We start from the raw sequence: 21,285 nt of genomic DNA, 5'->3' as shown, positions 1-21,285 counted from the left end.
TATTGTGCGAAATCGTGACCAATATCACGCGAATCCACCGCCACTAGCATTCAAAATGTTTTCCCTCTTGGCTTAAGCCCGGACTTCGAAATAGTCGACTAGCTACTGAATCATGACCCGATCAGAACTGATTGCATCACTTAGCCAGCGTTTCCCGCAACTCGTCCTGAAGGATGCCGAACTTTCCGTTGCGGAAATTCTTGGTGCGCTAGGGAGTGCGATCAGCCGTGGTGGCCGCGTCGAGATTCGCGGCTTCGGGAGTTTCAGCCTGAATTACCGGCCGCCGCGCATTGGCAGAAATCCAAGGACTGGCGAACAAGTCAACATTCCGGAGAAATGGGCGCCACATTTCAAGCCAGGGAAGGAACTGCGAGAACTGGTCAATGCCGCGTGATCGATACAATCAGTGCGCTCATTACTTGATACCCGTTTCATGAATTTCCGGTATCCGAAAGCTGTCGGGCCAGTCAGTAAACAAAGTTAGTGGGGGATGGAGAATGCAGAAACCCGAGCCAGTCTGTATCGATTGCGATCATGCTTTCGAATTACACGACGACGCGGCGGTAGTCGCTTGTAGCGCGCACTTGGAATACAGGGCGGTAGATCATCCTGCAACCTGTTCTGAATATATTCCGCGGCGGCCCTTGGCTGAATCAGACATTGCCATAGTCTGGGATGAAAAATAAAGGTAACCGCACACTTATGATCGTGGATGCCGCACGCAAAGCACGAATGGCTTGCCGACGTTGAGTCGCCACGCCACCAGAAGGGCAGCTTCCTACACCCGCAAATGAGTACTCGGTGCAGAGCTGTCGGTGGCGGGTCCTAAGTCGAATGGCCGATTCACCGCTGTTTGCCGACGTTGGGGTGAAGTAACTCAGAACTATTCTGGTCACTAATACCTTACTAGCCTCTTAACTAGTCCTGTACTTTGTAAATCAAATTGGCGGCCAAGCCAATCCTTGGCTTCTGAAACAGTTCCCATAACTTCAACCGGATACGATGCAAGTTTTTGGGATGTCAGAGTGCTCTTAATGACATTGGCTAGATTTTCGTCGAGGCAGACAAACACGATCCGACAATTTGGATTGATAGACTGAAAACCACAATGGATTACAGCAAGATCAGTCATGGACTCTGGGGTGAGTGTATGTCCAGTAACCTCGGATAAATCCTTGACGATATAGCGCACATCTTCAAAACGCTGATCGGACTGAACTTCAACGGCAGCCCGAATGAAATCGATAGCAGTTACAAAACCTGATAGCTTTTTATAAACACCTGCGGGTTTCCAGATGGAATCGTAGATCATTACAAGTCGCAAAGAAGGTATTACGGGAAGAGTCTTACCATGATGGTAATACGGTTGCCATTCTGATCTGTTGGGTAACGAACATAGTGGTGAATCGCTTCGTTATATGGGTTCATATCCGGCAGATTTCAAGGACTTGAGTCTGCAGTTGGTAGCATACGAAAGTACTGCGGCAATTGAAAAACACAACACACCTGAATGGCTCGTACTTGGCGGGCTTGATACAGTTTGTCGAAGATTTCATACTGCAGGCAGATACGGTCTTGTTCGGTTGCCAGTCGAATTCTTCAACCCGCAAAACTATCAAGGAGATGACGAACCATGAATGAATTCGTTCAAGGCTTCATCAAGGGAGCGAAGGAGACCCCGAAGGGGTATTTCGCGCCGGCAATCGCCGTCTGGCGGTTGCTCGTCGAGGTTACAGAGTCGCTGACCAAAGAGCAGGTCCGGTAGCCCCATGCCTGAACAGGGCAAGGCATCGCCCAGCTTCGGCTGACATTCAGCACGCCAACCATTTCAGTTTCTCAATTGCCCACTGGCGAGAGCTAACAGGTTGTTGCTCTTCAAAGTACGGGGAATGCAATGTTTGAACTGATTCAGTCTGCTACAAATTCGCTACGGACATCCGTATAAGTGGAGGTTGAGCCAATCAGCATTAACACCGGCTAAGCAAATGCCCCTGACTGCATTTTCTCAAGAAGGCCAGCAACCAGGCTTCTACCTTCTTTGGTGCCCAAATAGCTATTTGGGGTAGCGGAGTTCAATGCGGGGTTGGGCGCAGCCAACCATCTTTTTAGCCAGGCATTCGCGTTGAAACTCTCGACGTCTCCAGATTCCTGAATTACTTTCTCAACCAATCGCAGAAGGTCTGCCTCAGCTTGGGCGCGATTACTGTGCTTTTTAGCCAATGTCCCCTCCATGCGCTGAACAATAAGCTGAGAGCCTACCACCTTCGTTTAACATTCCAACGCCCTTAAGTCTGAAGATCAGCCATTCCGGCCGTTGGCCCATCGGTCGGTGTCAGACAGCAATCTGGCGATCACCTGCCGTTCAGCGTCTGATGGCGTGCAATGGCGGCTGTGGCGCGGCGCTGGCCAGTTATTACAGTGCGACTTCGCAGGGCTACGACGCGATCCGCGGCGTGGCGCCACGCCTGAGCATGACGGCCAATACCCCTGGGATGTCCAAGCCGGCTGGTTACCAGCCCTTCGACGCCTCGCGGCCGGAGCCGGGGCTGGAGGGCGTTACCACGCCGGTCGAGGATGTGCTATTAGGTGGCGTTAAGGGTATATTTGCGGTTGGCGATATCATCAAGTCCTTGGCCGGTGAGGCGTCTCGGGATTTGACGGAGGTGCTGGTGGCAAAGGGATTGGGTAACCAAAACCCTCTGTTCAAGGCTGCTGTTGAGCCGTTCAAGAATTCCGAACTCTCGAATGCGGGGCGGGCTTTGACCAAACATCCAGAACTCGTTGGGGAGACGAAAGATACCCTCCGACAGTCATTGCGAACGGATAGCGCTATCAATGACACAGCACATGATGCGCTCAAGAACATCATGCGTAACGGCGTTACGACGACTCCGTCGCTTGGTAGATATGGAACTGTGACGCAGATTCAGATTCCTGGAGGGTTCGGTGCGAGGTGGGGAGCAGATGGAGGCTTCATCGGCTTTATTAACCCGTGAGGAGTGCAAGTATGTTGATGCCCAAGAGCTATCGCTGGAGAAAGACAACGGATATCAATCGGGAATACGCGGTGTTCGAATTACTGGTGGGTGAAAAGGCAATTCTCGACGCGGGGTTCTCAGAGGCTGGGGTCTTTGAGGTCGCCTTCAATACTGAAATATCGGGTGTTCTTATTGAATGGGATCGGCTTCGAGAGTTGATTGAGGATGGGAGGAAGCTCGCAGAACTTGACAGATGATTCCTTGTTGCAAAGGGGCTAGCCTTGCGTTCTTTGGTTGAGAACGACCATGAATTGGCAGCATTTACGGTCAAGATGGTTATGCAACAATGGGGGAAGGTCGGTTGATAGCCGAGTGGTTCCGCCTCTTCCTTCTTGTCATTTTCTTGCTCCTCTTCTCGGTCGCTATGCGGCCATCGGTTGACCCTGGCTATCACCTATCCGACTGTCCGAATTTTCGGGGCCGGCTCCGCTTTGCCTCTCATCCATTCCCGTAGTGCCTCGGAATATGCCGATTTTAGATATCGCGGAATCAGCACCATCCTTTTCTGGGTGAGCATTCTCTTTAATCTTTGCCCGCCGGGATACTCGCCGCTTTGGACAAGTTCGTCGAAGATCCGAAGCAGCGTTTCACGGTGATTCGCGTGGTTCCGTTCGCCGGCAAGCTTTCGGTGGAGAACGTACTTGTCGCGGATCACATTGCATGCCTCCGGTGCGAGGCGCCTCAGGCCAGCGGCATCCCAATTAAAGCGTTTGGCGATGCTAGACAGGCTGTGATGGTCGTTCGAGGCGTCGGCAATTTCACGGAGCACATCCTCTATTTGTTTCCGCTCAATCTCCGACATTGCTACTTTGGGTCGGTGAATGCAAAGGAAGTTTGGCGCCTTACGCAACCCCTCCAGGGGGGGCTCAATGTCTTGATATGGATGCAGCAATAGGGAACTTGGCTGGGTATCCAACGCGTATGCGAGGGCAAGCCATCGGTGTATGGATGGTCGATGGCCGGCGAGCCAATGTCCGATGGCCGAACGCTCTATCCCGATTGTTCGGCAGAGCGCTCGTCGCTTCCCGGACGTATTCCGCTGGGCTGCTATCCCGGCAGTCTGAAGCAAGTTGTCCAGTGTCGCAGTTTTCTCCAGGCTTCGGAGGTTGAGCACGATGTCCTCGATCGCGGCGGATACCCACAAATCGTCCGCCGAAGGTCGATCCTGGTTCGTATCGTGACCGAGCCAGCTTCCACAGTGGCTGCAATGGCTAACGCTGGGATACTGGGGAATGAAATCCTGAAACTTCCCGCAATCAGGACAACGCTCCATGAGCAGCTGCCGGTGGACGCTGCAGTAGCGATAATGAAGGAACGACCAGATCAAGGGGCGATAGGGCTCGTCTCCAGATTTTGTCATGCCGGCAAAACAACTCGGACACCACTTGAGGTGGCGCGAGAGTAGCCCCTCGCAGATGCTTGGCAGCAGGTTTTGGAGCGGAAGCAGGGTCGAATAGCGAAGATCGGCTACTCCGGTAAGCGCGCTGGTTGCGTCGCAGATTTTTCGGGCATATGCCCCTAGGCCGTTGACGGTTCTGGCGTTGTTTCGGAAAAAGGATAGGCGGTTCAGGTGGGCGATCTCCGGTTGCACGGCGATGAACTCCGTCCGGATAAGCCGGCGCGGATTGACTGAGTGCGCCCCGGCCAGACGAACCAGATAGGAAAGCAGTCCTTCCGTCCGGGCGGTGTTCAAACCGATTGGCGCCAGGGCATACAGCCGGCTCCGCGCAGGCAGTCCATCGTACGACAGGGGTGCGCTTAATTCTGGGAAGTGGTTCAAGTCACTTTTTTTCATGATCGTGCCCCGTCTTGTCCCGAACCGGCTTTCGCTCCCCGACCTTGGTTGTATGTTTCGGCACTCGTTTCTCGGCCGGCAAGGATTTTGTGCGGGAAGCTACGCGGTACAGCAGCGCCTTGACTTCATTTACATTGGCATCCTCAAGTGCGATCTCGCCTTCGATCGCTTCGTCGAGGATAGTGATCAAGCTCTTGTTCGAGAGCGCGAATTTATTGGCAAATGCCATATCGAAAGTATCCATGCCACGAAGGATGGCGTGTTCCAGGCAGCGCGACAGCCAATCCTTGAGAATACCAATGCTTCCGCCGGATTTAACAAAATAGTATTTAGCCTCTTCTTTGGTAATAACTGGTGCCTTTGGTAGCGGCAATTGGAGAACGAGTTGTTCGAGGGTATGGGCGAAATCGTCGCGCTCCTCGAGGGTTTGCAAGCGATAGCGCGGAAAGTGAACGATCTCGCTACGGCGGACCAACTGCCCACTCTGATCGCGAATGGCCAGCAACTTGTAGGTGCCGACCAGAACGATCACTACGTTGGATTCAATGGTCAGCGACTTCAGTGCCTCGAATTGGAATTCGAGGCGCTTGGGATCGTTGACCATCAGGATATGGTGCCCTTCGTCGATGATCAGAACCTTGGTCTTGCGGTTCTGCAGCGTTTTCTCAGAGGCGCGGCGTAGCGCCTCTGTCGTCGAGCGCTCGATCGGCAGTGGCGCCGACATCCCTTCGAAGAGATCGTGCTGACGTGGCAGGAGCATCTTCCGGTTGATGAGAACGTCGCCGTGCCGTTCCAGAAGCCGGATGTAGAAGTCCTTCCAGTTGAACGAACTCCCGTTGGGCGGGATGGCATTGAAGCCGGCGACCGGTACGGCGCCGGGATCCTGGGCGATCAGGTCGCGATACTGATGAACCAGAGCCTTGTAGATCATGCGGGCCAAGGTAGTCTTGCCGGCGCCGGTTGGGCCGGTGACGAGCACGACCTTCGGGCCGCAGGCGCTGTTGATCGCCGACATGGCCTGCTCGAAACTGCGTGTCAGGTTGGGATGGGCGATCCTGCATTTGCGGAAATATTCGACACGCTTTTCGGCGGTGGCGTTGAGCAGTTCGATCGGGAATGGACGGGTATGAACGTTTTTCATGTCAATCTCCAAAGACGTGGTTTTCAAGGTCGCCCCAGATGGATTCTTCCAGCGCATCTAGGTCGGAACGGGTTGGTTCGCTGGCAGAGAGGCCTGACTCGGCCAATGGGGTGAAGTGGGTTTCCTGGTCGCGCAGGCGCTGCTGTAGGAGCTTTTCGGTGACGCGCGTTTCACTCAGGTATTTGGCGATCAGCGACGCGTTGATCGTGCGACGCTTCCCGGTGAGTTTGTTCTGCGCTGTGATCTCCTGCGTGATGACCTCGATTTCCTTCTCGGTGCGACCGCGGAAGGTGTCGGCGTACTCCGATTGGCAGGTTTCCCAATGGTCCTTGAGCCAGACCATGGCCATCGATTTGTCGTTCGGGTTATAGCGGACGGGAACGTCTGTACGGGCGAGTTTCGGGGCGCGGAACGCAGGGCACCAGTAATAGATGTAGCCGATCTTCACGCCGCGGCTGGGATCGATCTTGGCGGTTCCCTGAGGCGTCGATGGCAGGCACAGGATCAACAGGTCGCGGGTGTTGGGGATTAGGGTGTGCCGACGCAAGCCTGACTGAGCAAGGCCGATAGCAATCGCTGCCTTCGGCGACATGCCGATCGCCGAGTGTTCCATTTCGCCGTAGACCTGATCGAGATAACCGTCGAAGGCTTCCCGGAAATCCGGCAAGGTCCAGACCGACAGTTCCCGAGGATCGTGCGACTTCGACATCGACCGTGGCTTCTGCAGGGCAACGTTATTGCCACGCAGGCAATGCACGAACTGTTCATTGTTCATGCCGAAGAAGCGCTCGTTGATGCTGCCGAAGCGTGGCTTGCTGCCGGGACGCGTTTTCTTGTGGCACTCGAGCCGCGCCAACAGCGTTTCGAAGTAGATGCTCTGGAACTCGGGTCCCTTGTCGACGACGATGGTTTTTGGGACGCGGCCGTGGCGTTCGATGCAGGATCGGATCAGCGCCATGCAGGTGCGGTAGCTTGGCGCATCGAACATGATGACCCAGGCCAGGATCATACGGCTCCAGGCGTCGATGAGCACGGACAGCCAAGCCTTGCCCATTTTTTTGCCATTGCGGCTGCCCCGGAACTGGAGATCGAGTTCAGTATGGTCGGTATGGCCGATCTCGAAAGGCCGCTCACCGTGGCGTGGCGTTGCCCCATCGATGCGCCAGTAGAACTCGGAATCGCTGTAGGCGGCCTTCTCGCCTTCGCGGATGACGACCAGGTCGTGCTGGCGACGCCGTTTGATCTGCTCGCGGAGTGCAACTTCGCTCGGTGGCAGCAATCCGTGCTCATTGCAACGATTGGTGACTTCCCCTGAGCATGCAGTGATCGACCAACCATCCACCACGGCATAGTGTTCGTCGATCACATCGTCCATGATCTTGATGACGGCCTCGTCGAGGCGACGCTCGCGATTTCCGCGCTGGCTGATCTTGGGAATCAGACCGAGCAACCCTGAGCCATACAGTTCCTGGCCGCGCTTGTAGAGAGCTCGCCACTTGCGCTGGGCGCGGTCGCACGACTCGGCCGGCACGCCCTCGGATCGCTCGGGGAATAGGCAACGGTATCGATACATCGCGTGTTCGAGGTCTTCTGGGCTCGCCCGGCGAACGATTTCCTCGGCTTTGTCGCGCTCCAATGTGGCGCCGACAGGGATACCGGTGATCACGCCATCCTTGACCATCTGCTCGAAAATCTTCAGGCCAATGCTGGTGATGACCCGCTCTTCATCCTCAAGGAACACGTCCTGGTCGCCGACGTTCAGAATTCGCCAGGCACGGCCATCCCACAGCAGTGACTGGCCGGCGGCAATGGTCAGGGTCCGTAGCGACGGCAGCGTCGTCTCGGTTTGCGAGGCGAGGTGCAGGCCGTAAGCATCGGCAGATACCTTGTCGCGGAAAACGATGGCACGTTCCGGTTCGGTGAGGAGATCCTTTTCCAGTCGGGTGTAGAGAACGCCATCGGCGATCATCTTGTAGATGGCATCGGCGTCGTCGACCGGAAGCGCATCCAGCAGACACTTCAGCACGACCCAGGCCTGTCCGACCATTGCATCCCGGACGCGTTGTATTGCTTCCGGCGACGGCATCGGGCAACGCTCGTCCAGGTAGTCAGCCAGGAACTCCAGATTGCGGATCGTTATCCAGTGCGTGGCCGACGAAGACCGAACCCGGAATCCGAGATCGACTGAGGCCGCGTATTCCTCGCCGGCCGGGCAGCGCCAGCCCTGGGTGCCGTCCCGGACGTAGAGGGTTGATCCTTCGGCTGCCCGGGTTTGCAGCCATTCCTCTGTCTTGCATTCGACCCAGCCGGCAAAACCTTCCTGAAGCAGGAAGAAGTCAGGCGTCGCCAGATGGCTGATAGGCTTCCCGTTGCGGCCGCTATAGCGCAGCTTCACCTTGGGCGGTTGGTCGTAAAACTCGTAGGTCTGCTTGTCGTGTTCCCAGCCAATGACTGCCGGCAATTCGTTCTTGTGGCTCTCCGCCTGGATGACCGAGCCCATTTTTCGGCTGGAGAATCGGCAAGCCACGTTGTGGGTGCCGCTCTGCACCCGGCGGGTGGGTTCGGAGGCGCGCACCAGGTCGATGACCAAGCGTGCCTTCGGGGTGATGCCGTGCCGTTCGCAGTAGGCATCGAGTTGAGATGTGTCCAGCATGATCGTTTCCTTTCGAACATCCGGAACGAATCAATCGACCTTTGCGAAAATCGGGGAAAAGCGGTCCCTGTGCCGACGGCCGGTGGTCGTCGGGCAGATGAAATTCGGACGGAGCGGGAACGGCGAAAGGCGCTTGACTAACGGCCTCTCGAGCCTAGAATGAAGTCATCTGGTTACGCGACTAGATCACTTCATCTGCGGCCCGGGCTCTCGACAAGCTCCGGGCCGTTTCCGTTTCTGGGTCCTTGTAACAGGAATCCGGATTGCGCGATTTTCGGGTTCGGTCTCTCTCCTCGTTCGTCGTTTGGCTGCCTCGGCGCAGCCGGCCTGTGGCGCCACTGCGGCGTCACTGAAAACGATTTTTTCAGAAGACGTTCGAATTTCTAGCCATAGTCAAGTTCTAGAACGGAATTTGACTATAGGCAAAGATTCCCCTTCGGTGAGAGAATTTGTGCAACTTTTCCATTGCGCGGGAAATTGATGAATCCGATCGCGATATACCCGTACAAAGAGGATCCCGAGATTCGCAAGATGCGCGTCCAGGCGTGGTTTCGTGCGGTTTCGTTGGAAAGTGGACTGACACCGCGTGAACTAGAGAGGAAATTCAGCGAGTCGGAAACCGAAAAAAAAGTTAAGCGCTCCTGCGTCTGGAATAAATATCGCCGGGGTGAGGTGGTGCCGCGGAGCGGGTTACGGCCGGATGGGGGAGTGAATCTAGTCGACCGGGTAGAAGCGGTTTATCCGGGGACGGCGAAGTGGCTGACGCTGCCGTTGTGGCGCCTGTTGGATAAGGCTCCGATGGAGATGAGCGAGATTCGGCGGTGCTATGAGAGCTTGCCGCGGCCAATGCGGGCGATGTTTATACTCCCTAATGTGACGGAATCAAGTGTGTTTTGGCGGCCACGTGAACTGAACTGTAAGAAGGATGGAGAGTTGCTCCTTCGGTTTGAAGACCTAGACGGGTTTACAGCATTGATCGCCGTGCTCAGGGAAACTGAAAGCGCTCAACTGAAACGTCAGAACGAAATCTGCATGCAGATGGCACATGAATACGTTCGCTGCTTGACGAAGGACTCAATATTAGGAGAGTGCATGCAAAGGCTATCGGCACATTGCTTCGGGGCGTCAGCCAGGGTTTAGCTGACTCGGTTACCACAAACTTTATTACCCTTGATTTGCTGTGGCTTGGCTTGTTTTTTGCCCTTATATCAAGCTCAAACATTGTTATTCCATATGGTTCAAGGCAATATGCCAAAAATATTTTGCTAAGGTGCGCTTAGGGCCTGCATTAGCCAAGAGTTCAGGGAGACTACATGAATCAGCCTGCTTCAGATGCACAACCATTGACTCTCCGGTTTGCACACAACGTCATCGAACATCTAGGCCTGAAGCTATATCAGAACAAACCCACGAATGTTTTGGCAGAGCTAGTATCAAACTCATGGGATGCAATGGCGTCCAATGTCTTTATTGATCTAGACGTATCCGCCCAAGGTACGCCAGAAGGCATCAGCGTGTACGACGATGGTCGAGGCATGAGTAAGCAAGATCTCGTCACCAATTATTTGGTGGTCGGTCAGCCGAAAGCGAGGCCTGCGCCCACCACAGGCGCTTCAGGGGCTCGATATCCAATGGGGCGAAAGGGAATCGGCAAGTTAGCGCCGTTCGGAATTGCGCGAATCGTCCATGTAGTGACTGTTCGCAATGGAGCCGCTATGTGGCTCCGATTCGACTATTCGGCGATGCTGGCGACTGAAAGTCAAGATGCCTCAGCCACGGCTATTTATACGCCAAAAGTTTTGGCAGATGATATTCCCATTGGCGATGTCACGTCTGCTCAAGAGCCTGCCATGCAGGGGATTCTCGAGAAATTCAAAGGAGCCATTGCAAAATCAGGTGCTGGAACGTTGATTTATGCAAATTCACTAACAATAAGGAAGCCAATTTCGACTGTGCAGCTTCGTGAATCGCTCGGGCGTCGATTTACTGTCACTTTGGCTCGATCTGATTTTAATGTCCACGTCAATGGTGGCTTGCTAACTGAAACCGACGCATTTCCTGAGTGGGAGCTTCGGATACCGAGCCAAGGCATGTCGGAACACGTTATTGCCACGCCGGTAGGTAATAGATCGGTAAAGTTCTGGGTTGGCTTCGTTAAGGCTGCGAGTTGGTCACAAGAGGAGGCCGGTGTTGGTGTTTATGCTCACGGTAAGATTGGGCAGGACCGTCCCTTCTTTTTCGGCGTCAAAGGACGTGAAATTTTCTCACGCTACATGTATGCCGTTGTTGAAGCAGATTGGATTGACGAGTTGCAACAAGATACGATCTCCACTGATCGGACAAGCGTGAATTGGGAAGACTCAGATCTTGAATCCCTTTACACATGGGGGGCTCAGTCCGTAGTTGCATGGATTAGTTCCTATGAGCTGCGAAGAAAGGAGATATCAAAAATTGAAGACACCGCGCTGATCGAAGGTTTTCTGAACAACTCCCCAGACATCAAGTTGCGGACCTCCGAGAAGAGCCATTTGGTGGACTTAATTAGCGATGTGACGCCGCGCCTCGGGAAGGATCAAGACGCCAAAGTTCGCCTCATCGAGGCCGCTGCGAAGGCATGGGTGCACGAGCCTGCTCGAAAATTAATCAAAGAACTGTGGACTCAAGTCACAACATTTGAACCATCAGCCTTCGTGTCGTCAGTAAACAGGCTCAGCGACGAATTGGTACCAGAGAGCTTGTCACTTGCAGTGGCGTTCTCTTTGCGTGTTTTTGCCCTAACGCAGCTCCATGGGCACATACTCAAAGGCCAGGAAACGCAACTCCAGCAACTCATCGAAAATTTTCCCTGGATACTTCATTCGAAGTATGAACGCTTCGTCTATCGGAAATCGCTTGCCAACATCGTCAAAGACGAGGCCGAGTTGATTGCAAAGCGTAATCCGTTTCCTCCCATTCCAGCTGATCGTACGTTGCCTGACTTCGTTTTCTTCGGCACGGCCGAGGATCGGGAAATACTCGTGGTTGAACTCAAAGGACCGGGCGATGTTGCGGAGCTAGAGGAATACCAGCAACTGCATTCTTACGTGTTGTATCTTGCATCACGCTTCCAAAGCGCAAAAGTGTCAGGTTTGCTCGTATCGGGTGGTCACGCAGCTTATCTCTCCAGCCATCGTTCAGAAGCCATAGATTTTGAAAAATGGGATGACGTTCTGCTCCGATCAAGACGTGGCCACATGGATCTTCTTACGGCGTTGTTGGTCGGAACGGATCCTGTTGGTGATGATGCACGGATTCAGCAGGTTTGCGAACTCGGCGGCCAGGCAGTTCAAGAGTTCCTCACACAAATGAGCGAACGGGAACCATTGCTCCGTGAACTCGTTAATAGGCTAAAACCTGTATCAGGGACACCGAAACCCAAGGAATGAATATGTCCAAAAGGTGTGCTTATAGGTAATTGCAACCAATGAGGCATACATGCCAAGTAAGTATGAAGTTAAGCCCGTATTCGTCGACGTAACATCAGCCACCCGTCTCCGCATGCAGGCGGTTCGTCGCCATGACACTGCACCGGAGATGGCGGTTCGACGTTTGTTGCATGCGATGGGCTATAGATTTCGTCTGCATCGCAAGGATTTGCCCGGCTCGCCTGATATCGTACTTCCGGGGCACCGGAAAATTATTCTGGTTCACGGCTGCTTCTGGCATGGGCACGAGCGATGCAAGCGCGCAAAGAGTCCAACCAAAAATATGGAAACATGGCGCATCAAGATCGAAGCAAATCAGATGCGCGACGCAAAAAACGTTGTTGCGCTTCGTGAACTGGGATGGGGCGTACTGATCGTCTGGGAGTGTGAAGTGCGAGATCAGGAGCAACTCGCCAACCGTTTACGTGATTTCCTGCTAGTTCGTTGAAATTCGATCACATCCCTGGCTTCACGGGCGCCGAGTGTTCCGCCTGCTTGTTCACTGCAGGGCGTCCAGATGGGGGCAATTTTCCATGGTCAAAGTAGCTACGAGGATCATCGCGATCATCTTTCTTGGCTGCCGCCACAAGCTTTGCCCAGCCCTTTAGGCATCGTTCATCACTCAAGGCAATGGGCGCACGTTCCCACTTGCGCTTCAAGATGCCATGGAGCACTTCACCATGCAATTTGGTGAAAGCTGGTGGGACGGCTTCACCGATCATTTCTCGCACGTTCGTGTGCCCCAACTTCTTCAACGCGTCCCCCCATTTGAAATCCTTGGGAAACGTCTGAAGTAGCGAGCATTCGAGAGGGCTGAGCAGGCGGTTTTGGGTTGGGTGAATGGTGTAGTCACTGCCGATGTGACCACTGGCCGTGGTCACAGTAGCTGCCGGTTTGTTGCTGTGCATCCGCCGGTAGCTACTTTTGAATCCTTTAACTAAACGATAGCTTCCATCCTCTTCTTTGACGATGGGGCGAAGGAGCGGGGATCTGCAAAGTGGACAGGTTACAGTCTCAGGCAAAACCTTGACGGGCCCACAATGATGGCAAACGTCATTGTCCCAAGCACTGCGCCCGGTTGCCTTGGGGATCGCCGCGACCATCGCGTAAATGCGCTCGTCCCATACTGGAACGGAATGAAATCCAGCATATTCGCTGGCAGATGCTGTCTCCGGAGTCGCCGCATCCAAAGCAGGTAGCGCAAAGCTTTCGAGTGCCTCGGAAAGTGTGATTGGTCGGGAGTTGCCAACGTCCGGGGCATGGGTTGCCCGAGGGAACGGTGCGCGACCAATACGGAGCGATTCTTTTAGACCAGGCAGATCTTTGCGAACGAAGGTCAGGAAGGCACGATTGCGGGATTGTGGAACACCAAAATCACACAAATCAGCGATCAACGGGAATGCAACATACTCATCTGCCAACGCAGTAATCAAATAGTTCGCTGCCGAAACTGGTTTCTTGTCTTCTGGATGATGCACCTTTCGCGTAAAGAACGCCGGAACGTTTTCAACGACAATCAACGAAGGTTTTAACTCCAGCGCCACATTGGCGACGACTGTCGCCAGTAAATTGCGCTCGTCTTTTGAGCCGGCAGCAGCATCGTCATGACTGCCTAAGCCGGAACGCGCGGAACTCATTCCTTGGCAAGGTGGACAGGCACAAAGCAACGCTGGGCGAGCTCTTCCCGCCCGAACACGATACCTCTTGATCACGGTCGTCCAGGTCTTGCGAAGGTCGCCTGCGACCCCTTCTGCACCAGGGTGATTGAGAAGACAAACGTCCAGTCGACGCGGGTCTAATTCGGCCATCACTTCGAAATAAAAGCCAGCGTTGCGATAACCGACATCTCCAGCGCCGCAATTGGAAAAGAGGCTGACGGCTCGTAGTTTGCTCATGCTCGTTTGCCTTGCCGCTTTTGAGTGCCTAGATCGTGTACGTCCAGAAACTGTTCGTGGACTTTTTTTGCACGTGAGAGGAAGTCACGCCAAGACATTCGCTTGACGCGATTATCTTTTTCAAGGCCTTCAAACGAACGTGCATTGGCACTTTTCTTGAGCTTCAGACCGTCAGCAACGAGGTCTATTTTCCATTCCCGATAGAACTCCACCACTGTTTCTTTGTTTTCTTCAAAAAATTGTTCAAAGGCGTCAACGTAATTGATGAGCCGATCAAAATCTGCATCGTCAAACGTATGCCCCGCCTTTTTGATTTCCACGATGTGCAGTAGCCCATCGATGCTGACCAAAGTGAAGTCTGGACGCTTGTCTTCGTGGTCAATTGCCAAGGACAAATCGGTGCCATGCTTCGCCTTCCAGAACTTCTCAAATGCGTGCTTGAAGTTCTTTAAACTCTGATTTTTGGTAATTACCGTCCATGAAGGTTCAATCAACCAAGGTGCATTGGCGATGAGCGCTTGGAATTGGCTTTCGTCCATCGACACGTCGATGATTTGCTGCAAGTCGTTGATAACTCTTACGCGTTGAGCAGCAATCTGTGCATACGAAGCAAGCTCGGCGATTTGCGCTTTATTGAAGATGTCGAGCATTTGATCCATCGAAGCTTGGCCCTTCGTCACCTGATTCGTGAATTCGTGAAAGGCTTCCATTAACGCCTGATGAGGGGCGACAGACAGAATGATCTGTGACAGATCATCGACGTAGACGTCGTCGTTTAGTTCATCTTCTGCAGCGAATCCACCAAACTTTTTTGCCAAATCAATTGCCACGCGTGCAACTTCTCTGTCACCGAAGCGTGCCCGTGCCCGTTCTTCGATTTTCGACTTACGCAAGAATTCGTCACGCACGCGTATACGACGAGGCTCGCGCGAGTTACGAGCAATCTCTTTGATTAATTCCGCGCCCCAACGTCGAAGCAACTGCCCATAGTCAGAGTCCCAAAGAATATCTTGCCGGTCGGTTCGAACTAGGTCATCGCCTTGGTCGAGGTCAAGCCATTCCGCTTCGACTTGGCCCACCAGGTACGAACGCATCGTAAACTCCCCAGTAAAGCCTGCTGGCTGATTGAAGTCGCGCGTGACTCCTACTATTTTGCCGCGGGCGTAGATGCGAACCCCCATCATTTCTTCGTATTTGTACGCTTCTTTGCCCATGCCGAGCCAGCCAGAAACGGGAAACATCGTACCGTCGTCGCCGACCACGGGGCGACTGGTCAGATCAATTCTTGTCCCCGGCATAAGAGGGATGTCCAACTGGTTTACTTGTACAGGCCCGGCGGCGCCATCGGTCGCGTTAACGATGAGAATCTTGAAGTCCGGCCTGGCAAACGTAAAGCGGACGGCGAGTTGTCGCAGAAAGGTTTCAAGTTCCGGTACACGCTTGGACAGGAACGACGTAAGCCGAATGCGCGTACCGGACTTTTTGCTCCAAGTTTGGTCTTCGCTGCCCACTTCCAAGGGTACGGAGTCGTCCTCATCAGTGACGATCTTGTCGAAATCCATGAAGAAATGCGTGACTGAGTAGCCTTTTTCCGTCTTCTCCCCACCAGCGGACCAAACCTCGATACGTCTGCAAATGCCGAAAGGAGCAAGCTTGCCAATGCCTTTGCGTCCCATCACAGGGCGCTTCTTCTTGCGCGACCGGCTGCCATCCTGGCCCTTACGGGTACGACGATCTGCACCAACCCGCAAGTAGAAGCCAATCGCTTCCTCAGGCGTCATTCCATGACCATCATCTTCAACGTCAATCACATAGCCTAAGTCGTGGAGCTTTCCTCCCGCCATGGAGGCCAGTTGGATGTTTAGAGGCAAGCTAACAGTGACGGTTTCGGCGTCTGCGTCGTAACCATTGGCTATGAGTTCGGCAACTACAGCGCTGGCTTTGTCGTAAAGCTTAACCCCGAGCTTGTCGACGGTGAGTCTTGAAATGCGTAGATGGTAGGGGGATGTCTTGCCGGCTGGAGCAGTTTTGACGGCTCTGTCCAAGTGGCCGCCATCGACCGGTACGGCGCGGCGAGAGGTTGTAGCCATTGGCAACTCCATGTTGTTGCGGCCATACTCCGTAGCCGCCTTTTTATTGAGTGCGCGTGCCGCACACTCAATATTATTGCATAGTCATCGAAAGAAGCGGACTACGATCATTGGTGTTAACTGAGGCGCCCCCCATAAACAATGCTACGGGGAATTCCAGTTAAGCCTTATTAAGCAAGTGGCTGGCCTTGTTCGTCCATCCGGGATGCGAGCTTCATCATAAAGCTACGAACAGCGATGAATATTTGCTCCGCTTCGTGAGGCATATATTTGTTTTCTATATGCATAGTTGTATTTCTCCACGCATTCCTTACTGCGTCAAGAATAGCGTAAGTGGCATCAAAATAGGCCTTATCCCCATTGTTTGCCCATTTTATGGGCCCTTCGGAGATTCGGGAAGCGCAGGTCTCTCGAATATTTTTAAGCATCCTTCCCCAGTTTTTGTCTGAACCCTTGATAGGGTCGGGAATGTCGAGGCACCTTGAGACTGCATAAATTCCGGCCTCCATTACCCTCATCAAATGAAACACTGCGGCCGTACTCCGCCCTACGGCAAAGCACTTCCCCGCCTCTTCAATTTCGTACGCCAATGATGGAAATTGCGACTGCACTTCTGCACCGAATAGCGGGGTTGGTGGCTCGTAGAAGTCCGCCATACGAGGTGGCATAATCAGCGCCGTTTTTAAGGTGGATTCATAGCTAAGGCACGTCATCGAAGCTTGTAGACGTGCCCTCATTCGAAGAAAACTATCTCCGCGGAACCCAAATAACTGCCCGATCTGTTCGGCACGATTTAATTCTTCAGCGAACTCGGAGACGGCTGCTTTGGTGACCGGTAGGCCGATGTCACTACATGCATCAAGTAAACTTTGGGTATGGCGTTTTAGGTCACAGTAACTATCCGTCGTGACCTGTACGTCATTCGCTTCCGAAATGGCTTGAATGAACATACTCAAGTTGCTATGCGCAGTCAGCAACTTTCCTATTGGAAGATTCAGCATATCTTGGAGACTACAAATGGAGAAAGCAGACATCATATTACGAGCCGTTCTTCCATCGGGCGACACCGAATTTAGAGATTCGACTGCCGGCATGGATTTGCCTAATGGTTTGGCTCGCGGCTCTGTAATGCTTTGCTCGTAAGCGCGAGAGGCAAGAATAATTGGTTTTTTCATCGGAAGTTTGGAATGGAATTGGGTTAGTAAGAGGGAACAGAAAAGGATCTAGTCACAGTTGCTCCAGCGCTATCCGGATGGGTTGGCGGCCGATATCCTGCTCATGCCGCACCATGGTTCAAAGACCTCATCGACGCCGGTTTTCCTGCAGGCGGTCGGCGCAGCCGAAACGGTTATTCCGGTCGGCTATCGCAACCGTTTCGGTCATCCAAAGAGCGAAGTGCTGGCGCGCTATGAGGCAATGGGTGCAAACATCTGGCGAACCGACCGCGATGGCGCCGTGCGCATCCGGCTGGGTGAGGGCGCTGTTGCCTTGTCAGGATGGCGAACTGAACATCGCCGGTATTGGCATGGCCGGTGATACATTGGCAGCGGAGGAGAAAATCATGCAATTCAAGCAACAGATCGTGCAATGCCTTGGCCCGTCAGGCCTGCACCGGATGGCTTACACCGAGTGGGGCGCCCGCGACAATCCGCGCGTGCTGATCTGCGTGCATGGCCTGACCCGCAACGGGCGCGATTTCGACGCGCTGGCCGAAGCCATGTCCGGGCACTATCGCGTCATTTGCCCGGATGTCGTCGGCCGCGGCCAGAGCGGCCATTTGCGTGACCCGGCGGCTTACGTCATCCCGCAATACGTCGCCGACATGGTGACGCTGATCGCCCGCCTGAACGTCGAGAGCGTGCATTGGGTCGGCACCTCGATGGGCGGGCTGATCGGCATGGGGCTGGCGGCACAGGAAGGCTCGCCGGTCCGCAAGATGGTGCTCAACGATGTCGGGCCGGTGATCACCGCCGAATCGCTGCAACGCATTGGCACTTATGTCGGCGCCAACCCGGACTGGGCAACTTTCGACGAGGCACTGGCTTTCGTCAAATTCGTCAGCGAGCCCTTCGGTGCGCTGACCGAGGCGCAGTGGTACCACCTGACCGAGACCGGCATTGTCCAGGGCGCCGATGGCCGCTGGCGCTTTCGTTACGATCCGCTGATCGCCGAGCCGTTCCGGGCCGCCTTTGCCGACAAGGATGTCGACCTCTGGCCGCTCTACGAGCAGATCAAATGCCCGACGCTGGTCATTCGCGGCGCTCAGTCCGACCTGCTGACCCGCGACACCTGGCAAAAGATGGCCTCCTGCGGTCCACAGGCAAAACTGGCCGAAATTGAAGGCGTCGGCCATGCGCCGATGTTCCAGTCGGAGGACCAGATTGCCGTTGTTCGCGATTTCCTGTTGAGCGCATGAAGCACGTCGTTGTTCACGGGCTGAAGCTCGAATATCGCGATTACCCGGCCACCGCTGAAGGGCGGCCGACTTTGTTGCTTCTGCACGAAGGCCTGGGTTGCGTCAGCATGTGGCGGCATTTTCCGGAAAAGCTGGCGGCGGCGACTGGTTGCCGATTGATCGTCTGGTCGCGCGCCGGCTACGGCGGTTCAGAGGCCTACCCGGAGCCGCGTACGCCGCGCTACATGCACCGCGAGGGCGAGGAAATATTGCCGGCCCTGCTCGCCGCGCTGGAGATCGAACGACCGCTGCTCATCGGCCACAGCGACGGCGGCAGCATCGCGCTGATCTTCGCCGGTGCCTTCCCGGATGTGCCGCTCGGTGTTGCTGTCATGGCCCCGCACGAGTTTGTCGAGGAGGTCACGCTGGCTGGCATTCGCGAGGCCAGGACGGCCTGGCAAACGACCGATTTGCCGAAAAAACTGGCGCGTTACCATCATGCGCAGACCGAGCGGGTGTTCAGCGACTGGAACGACACCTGGTTGTCGCCGGCATTCCGCGACTGGAATATCGAGGCCTACCTGCCGAAAATCCGCTGCCCGGTGCTCGCCATCCAGGGCGAGGATGACGAATACGCCACGATGCGCCAGATCGACGTGATTGCCGAACAGCTACCCGCCACGCAATTGCTCAAACTGCCCGAGTGCGGCCACTCGCCGCATCGTGATCAGGAGGGTCCGGTATTGGCCGCCCTAGTTGCCTTCGCAGCCAAGTTCTGAACCGGCCCGAAGTTCTGGGTCGGCCTTTTCCAGCCAGTTGAGTACTGTGGCAAAGAGCAGTTCGGGGCTGGCCGGTTTGGAAATGAAGTCGTTCATGCCGGCGGCCAGGCAAAGGGCGCGATCCTCGGCATAGGCGTTGGCTGTCATGGCGATGACCGGCACCTGCCGGCCCTTGGGCAGGGACCGAATCAGCCGGGTTGCCGCCAGCCCGTCGAGGGTTGGCATCTGGACGTCCATGAGGATCAGGTCGTAATTGTTGCGGCGGACCAGGTCGACTGCTTGTTCGCCGTCCTCGGCTGTTTCGATGGATAGTCCGGCCTCGGCCAGAATCTGCTCGGCAATCTCGCGGTTGATCGGTTCATCCTCGACGAGCAGGATGCGACGTCCCGAATAGTCCCGGGCCAAACGGGTTTCGGGATCGCTGGGGGTAACGTCCGGGATATTCGGGAGAGCCTGGCTCCCTTTTTTCAGGCGGGCGGTAAACCAGAAAGTACTGCCTTGACCCGGTGTGCTGCTGGCCCCGGCCGTCCCCCCCATGTGCTCGGCCAGCTTGCGGGTAATGGCCAGCCCGAGGCCGGTTCCGCCGTATTTTCGGGTCAATGTGTTGTCGGCTTGTTCGAAGGCCGAAAACAATCTGGGCATCGCTTCGGCCGGGATGCCGATGCCGCTGTCCTCCACTTCAAAGCGCAGCACCACACTATCCTCTTCGTCGGCCAGCAGGCCGACACGCAGCTTGACCTTGCCGACATCGGTAAATTTGACGGCATTGGCGGCGTAGTTGAGAAGGGCCTGGTGCAGCGCAGTCGGGTCGCCCAGCAGATTGGGCGGCAGATTTTCGGTTTCGCTGGCCAGATTAAGGTGCTTGGCCTGGGCGGCAGTTTGCAGCATGGCCAGGACGTTATCGAGAATCTGCCCGATGTGGACGGGCGTTTCGGCGAGAATCAGTTTTCCGGCCTCGATCTTCGACAACTCGAGAATGGCGTTGATTATGCTGAGCAGGTGTTGGCCGGCATTTTCCAGTTTGTCGAGCTGTCCGACCTGCGTCGGGGTCAGCCCGCCACGTCGGATCAGGTGGGCCATGCCAGTGACGGCATTGAGCGGTGTCCGTATCTCATGGCTCATATTGGCCAGAAAGGCGCTTTTCGCAATGCTGGCCGTTTCGGCTGCTTCCTTGGCCCGCGAGAGTTCGACCGTGCGCTCGGCAACGAGCTGTTCGAGGCGGTCGCGATGGCTGGCCAGTTCATCCTGGGCCGCCTTGGCCTGGGTCACGTCGCGCGTGATGGAAAGCAGGCAAGGCTGGCCGTTGAAGCTCATCGGCGAGACCGAGAACATGCCCCAGAATAATTCGCCGCACTTTTTGCGAAAGCGGGCTTCGAAGTTCAAGCGTGACTTTTTCTCACGCAGTTTCTGGCTGAAATTCTCGCGGTCCTGCGGGTTGGCCCAGATCGATAGTGCCAGCGAACTATGGCCAATCAACTCCTGGCGCGTATAGCCGCTCATGTCGAGGAAAGCCTGGTTGACGTCGATGTAAATGCCGTCCTGCAGGCTGGTAATGGCAATGGCGTCGGGCGTCGTTTCAAAGGCGGTGGCGTAGCGCCTTTCGCTGTCCTCCCTGGCCTGCTGCGAGCGGACAATGTCGCTGATGTCGCGGAAGAACCACACCCGGCCCATGTAGCGTCCGTCATCGCCACGCAGCGCGGCCGAATGACGCTGGAGGGTGCGTCCGTCCTTGAGCGGGATGTTGCAGTCGTCTTTCAGGCTTGGGTCGGCGTAAAGGGTACGGATACGCGCCAGGAAGGGTTCGCTGTCGCGGACACAGGCCAGCACCTGTTCGAGAATGGGGGTGTCCGAGGTGCCGATCAGTGCGTCCAGCGGCGAGGCCGGGCAGGGAATGTTCCACACCGAGAAAAAGCGCTCGTTGACCGAGGCAACCGTGTTTTCCTGGGTAACGACCAGAATGCCATCCGGCGCCTCATTGAGGATGGCGCTGTGCAAGGTGGCGCGGAACGATTCGCTTTGCGTTTCGAATGACATC

General features: G+C 55.1%; 19 protein-coding genes. 10 read left to right on the top strand and 9 right to left on the bottom strand.

What is annotated here, in order from left to right; all coding sequences use genetic code 11:
* The first annotated feature begins 112 nt into the window (after window positions 1-112).
* The gene (locus tag KI613_RS13235; protein WP_226400213.1) at window positions 113-394 is read left to right on the top strand and encodes an integration host factor subunit beta; all 282 of its coding nucleotides are present in this window, start codon (window positions 113-115) and stop codon (window positions 392-394) included.
* A gap of 501 nt (window positions 395-895) precedes the next feature.
* Here KI613_RS13235 and KI613_RS13230 read toward each other — a convergent pair.
* The gene (locus tag KI613_RS13230; protein WP_226400211.1) at window positions 896-1,312 is read right to left on the bottom strand and encodes a hypothetical protein; all 417 of its coding nucleotides are present in this window, start codon (window positions 1,310-1,312) and stop codon (window positions 896-898) included.
* Window positions 1,313-1,633: 321 nt separating this feature from the next.
* On the opposite strand from KI613_RS13230, the gene KI613_RS21235 reads away from it, so the two are divergent.
* On the top strand, window positions 1,634-1,765 hold the full coding sequence (locus KI613_RS21235) for a hypothetical protein (protein ID WP_264181434.1): 132 nt from the start codon (window positions 1,634-1,636) through the stop codon (window positions 1,763-1,765).
* Window positions 1,766-1,977: 212 nt separating this feature from the next.
* Here the strand turns inward: KI613_RS21235 and KI613_RS13225 are convergent, their stop codons facing one another.
* Window positions 1,978-2,220, bottom strand: coding sequence for an MbcA/ParS/Xre antitoxin family protein (locus KI613_RS13225; RefSeq protein ID WP_226400210.1), 243 nt, complete (start codon window positions 2,218-2,220; stop codon window positions 1,978-1,980).
* Window positions 2,221-2,372: 152 nt separating this feature from the next.
* Between KI613_RS13225 and KI613_RS13220 the strand changes: the two genes are divergently transcribed.
* Both KI613_RS13220 and KI613_RS13215 read left to right on the top strand, forming a co-directional pair.
* On the top strand, window positions 2,373-2,996 hold the full coding sequence (locus KI613_RS13220) for a hypothetical protein (protein WP_226400209.1): 624 nt from the start codon (window positions 2,373-2,375) through the stop codon (window positions 2,994-2,996).
* An 11-nt stretch (window positions 2,997-3,007) separates the two neighbouring features.
* On the top strand, window positions 3,008-3,235 hold the full coding sequence (locus tag KI613_RS13215; RefSeq protein ID WP_226400208.1) for a hypothetical protein: 228 nt from the start codon (window positions 3,008-3,010) through the stop codon (window positions 3,233-3,235).
* A 197-nt stretch (window positions 3,236-3,432) separates the two neighbouring features.
* Here KI613_RS13215 and KI613_RS13210 read toward each other — a convergent pair whose 3' ends face one another.
* Genes KI613_RS13210 through KI613_RS13200 form a run of 3 tightly spaced genes read right to left on the bottom strand, consistent with a single transcriptional unit; the run spans window position 3,433 to window position 8,627 of the window.
* Window positions 3,433-4,833, bottom strand: a complete 1,401-nt coding sequence (locus KI613_RS13210; RefSeq protein ID WP_226400207.1) for a TniQ family protein — start codon at window positions 4,831-4,833, stop codon at window positions 3,433-3,435.
* Window positions 4,820-5,974 carry an AAA family ATPase gene (locus KI613_RS13205; protein ID WP_226400206.1) on the bottom strand — a complete coding sequence of 385 codons (1,155 nt, stop codon included), beginning with the start codon at window positions 5,972-5,974 and terminating at the stop codon, window positions 4,820-4,822. Before KI613_RS13205 ends, KI613_RS13210 begins: the two co-directional genes overlap by 14 nt.
* Window position 5,975: 1 nt before the next feature.
* Complete coding sequence (locus KI613_RS13200; protein WP_226400205.1) at window positions 5,976-8,627, bottom strand: integrase catalytic domain-containing protein; 2,652 nt, start codon at window positions 8,625-8,627, stop codon at window positions 5,976-5,978.
* Between the two features lie 480 nt (window positions 8,628-9,107).
* On the opposite strand from KI613_RS13200, the gene KI613_RS13195 reads away from it, so the two are divergent.
* The 3 genes from KI613_RS13195 to KI613_RS13185 all read left to right on the top strand — a co-directional run bounded on the left by KI613_RS13195 (window position 9,108) and on the right by KI613_RS13185 (window position 12,539).
* Entirely contained in the window at window positions 9,108-9,767 is a 660-nt protein-coding gene (locus tag KI613_RS13195) for a hypothetical protein (protein WP_226400204.1), read from the top strand.
* Between the two features lie 173 nt (window positions 9,768-9,940).
* Entirely contained in the window at window positions 9,941-12,052 is a 2,112-nt protein-coding gene (locus tag KI613_RS13190; protein WP_226400203.1) for an ATP-binding protein, read from the top strand.
* Between the two features lie 49 nt (window positions 12,053-12,101).
* Entirely contained in the window at window positions 12,102-12,539 is a 438-nt protein-coding gene (locus KI613_RS13185; protein ID WP_226400202.1) for a very short patch repair endonuclease, read from the top strand.
* Window positions 12,540-12,546: 7 nt separating this feature from the next.
* Here KI613_RS13185 and KI613_RS13180 read toward each other — a convergent pair whose 3' ends face one another.
* The 3 genes from KI613_RS13180 to KI613_RS13170 all read right to left on the bottom strand — a co-directional run bounded on the left by KI613_RS13180 (window position 12,547) and on the right by KI613_RS13170 (window position 17,251).
* Window positions 12,547-13,986, bottom strand: a complete 1,440-nt coding sequence (locus tag KI613_RS13180; protein WP_226400201.1) for a DNA cytosine methyltransferase — start codon at window positions 13,984-13,986, stop codon at window positions 12,547-12,549.
* Window positions 13,983-16,076, bottom strand: coding sequence for an ATP-binding protein (locus KI613_RS13175; protein WP_226400200.1), 2,094 nt, complete (start codon window positions 16,074-16,076; stop codon window positions 13,983-13,985). Before KI613_RS13175 ends, KI613_RS13180 begins: the two co-directional genes overlap by 4 nt.
* Before the next feature lie 170 nt (window positions 16,077-16,246).
* Entirely contained in the window at window positions 16,247-17,251 is a 1,005-nt protein-coding gene (locus KI613_RS13170) for a hypothetical protein (RefSeq protein WP_226400199.1), read from the bottom strand.
* A gap of 58 nt (window positions 17,252-17,309) precedes the next feature.
* Here KI613_RS13170 and KI613_RS13165 point away from each other — a divergent pair, with 58 nt between their 5' ends.
* From KI613_RS13165 to KI613_RS13155, 3 genes are read left to right on the top strand one after another with little or no spacing between them, the layout of a single operon-like run.
* Window positions 17,310-17,612 (top strand): ComEC/Rec2 family competence protein, encoded by a 303-nt coding sequence (locus tag KI613_RS13165; RefSeq protein WP_226400197.1) that lies wholly within the window; start codon window positions 17,310-17,312, stop codon window positions 17,610-17,612.
* A 25-nt stretch (window positions 17,613-17,637) separates the two neighbouring features.
* On the top strand, window positions 17,638-18,492 hold the full coding sequence (locus KI613_RS13160) for an alpha/beta fold hydrolase (RefSeq protein ID WP_226400195.1): 855 nt from the start codon (window positions 17,638-17,640) through the stop codon (window positions 18,490-18,492).
* The gene (locus tag KI613_RS13155) at window positions 18,489-19,250 is read left to right on the top strand and encodes an alpha/beta fold hydrolase (RefSeq protein ID WP_226400193.1); all 762 of its coding nucleotides are present in this window, start codon (window positions 18,489-18,491) and stop codon (window positions 19,248-19,250) included. The genes KI613_RS13160 and KI613_RS13155 overlap by 4 nt, the downstream gene beginning before the upstream one ends.
* On the opposite strand, the gene KI613_RS13150 is transcribed toward KI613_RS13155, so the two are convergent.
* Window positions 19,224-21,284, bottom strand: a complete 2,061-nt coding sequence (locus KI613_RS13150; protein WP_226400191.1) for a PAS domain-containing hybrid sensor histidine kinase/response regulator — start codon at window positions 21,282-21,284, stop codon at window positions 19,224-19,226. The two genes, KI613_RS13155 and KI613_RS13150, sit on opposite strands and share 27 nt — an antisense overlap.
* Between the last annotated feature and the right edge of the window lies 1 nt (window position 21,285).

Origin of the sequence: Ferribacterium limneticum (genome assembly GCF_020510585.1) — a bacterium.
In the GTDB taxonomy this organism is placed as follows: Bacteria; Pseudomonadota; Gammaproteobacteria; order Burkholderiales; family Rhodocyclaceae; genus Azonexus.
The sequence above is the reverse complement of the archived record's forward strand: the minus strand, read 5'-3'. Positions and strand labels throughout refer to the sequence as shown.

What these genes read in the sequence shown, in the direction of transcription:
- KI613_RS13215 (WP_226400208.1), top strand. Translation starts at nt 3,008, where the DNA reads ATGTTGATGCCCAAGAGCTATCGCTGGAGAAAGACAACGGATATCAAT.
- KI613_RS13150 (WP_226400191.1), bottom strand. Translation starts at nt 21,284, where the DNA reads ATGTCATTCGAAACGCAAAGCGAATCGTTCCGCGCCACCTTGCACAGC.
- KI613_RS13160 (WP_226400195.1), top strand. Translation starts at nt 17,638, where the DNA reads ATGCAATTCAAGCAACAGATCGTGCAATGCCTTGGCCCGTCAGGCCTG.
- KI613_RS13175 (WP_226400200.1), bottom strand. Translation starts at nt 16,076, where the DNA reads ATGGCTACAACCTCTCGCCGCGCCGTACCGGTCGATGGCGGCCACTTG.
- KI613_RS13205 (WP_226400206.1), bottom strand. Translation starts at nt 5,974, where the DNA reads ATGAAAAACGTTCATACCCGTCCATTCCCGATCGAACTGCTCAACGCC.
- KI613_RS13195 (WP_226400204.1), top strand. Translation starts at nt 9,108, where the DNA reads ATGAATCCGATCGCGATATACCCGTACAAAGAGGATCCCGAGATTCGC.
- KI613_RS13155 (WP_226400193.1), top strand. Translation starts at nt 18,489, where the DNA reads ATGAAGCACGTCGTTGTTCACGGGCTGAAGCTCGAATATCGCGATTAC.
- KI613_RS13235 (WP_226400213.1), top strand. Translation starts at nt 113, where the DNA reads ATGACCCGATCAGAACTGATTGCATCACTTAGCCAGCGTTTCCCGCAA.
- KI613_RS13170 (WP_226400199.1), bottom strand. Translation starts at nt 17,251, where the DNA reads ATGAAAAAACCAATTATTCTTGCCTCTCGCGCTTACGAGCAAAGCATT.
- KI613_RS21235 (WP_264181434.1), top strand. Translation starts at nt 1,634, where the DNA reads ATGAATGAATTCGTTCAAGGCTTCATCAAGGGAGCGAAGGAGACCCCG.
- KI613_RS13220 (WP_226400209.1), top strand. Translation starts at nt 2,373, where the DNA reads ATGGCGTGCAATGGCGGCTGTGGCGCGGCGCTGGCCAGTTATTACAGT.
- KI613_RS13210 (WP_226400207.1), bottom strand. Translation starts at nt 4,833, where the DNA reads ATGAAAAAAAGTGACTTGAACCACTTCCCAGAATTAAGCGCACCCCTG.
- KI613_RS13190 (WP_226400203.1), top strand. Translation starts at nt 9,941, where the DNA reads ATGAATCAGCCTGCTTCAGATGCACAACCATTGACTCTCCGGTTTGCA.
- KI613_RS13200 (WP_226400205.1), bottom strand. Translation starts at nt 8,627, where the DNA reads ATGCTGGACACATCTCAACTCGATGCCTACTGCGAACGGCACGGCATC.
- KI613_RS13180 (WP_226400201.1), bottom strand. Translation starts at nt 13,986, where the DNA reads ATGAGCAAACTACGAGCCGTCAGCCTCTTTTCCAATTGCGGCGCTGGA.
- KI613_RS13230 (WP_226400211.1), bottom strand. Translation starts at nt 1,312, where the DNA reads ATGATCTACGATTCCATCTGGAAACCCGCAGGTGTTTATAAAAAGCTA.
- KI613_RS13185 (WP_226400202.1), top strand. Translation starts at nt 12,102, where the DNA reads ATGCCAAGTAAGTATGAAGTTAAGCCCGTATTCGTCGACGTAACATCA.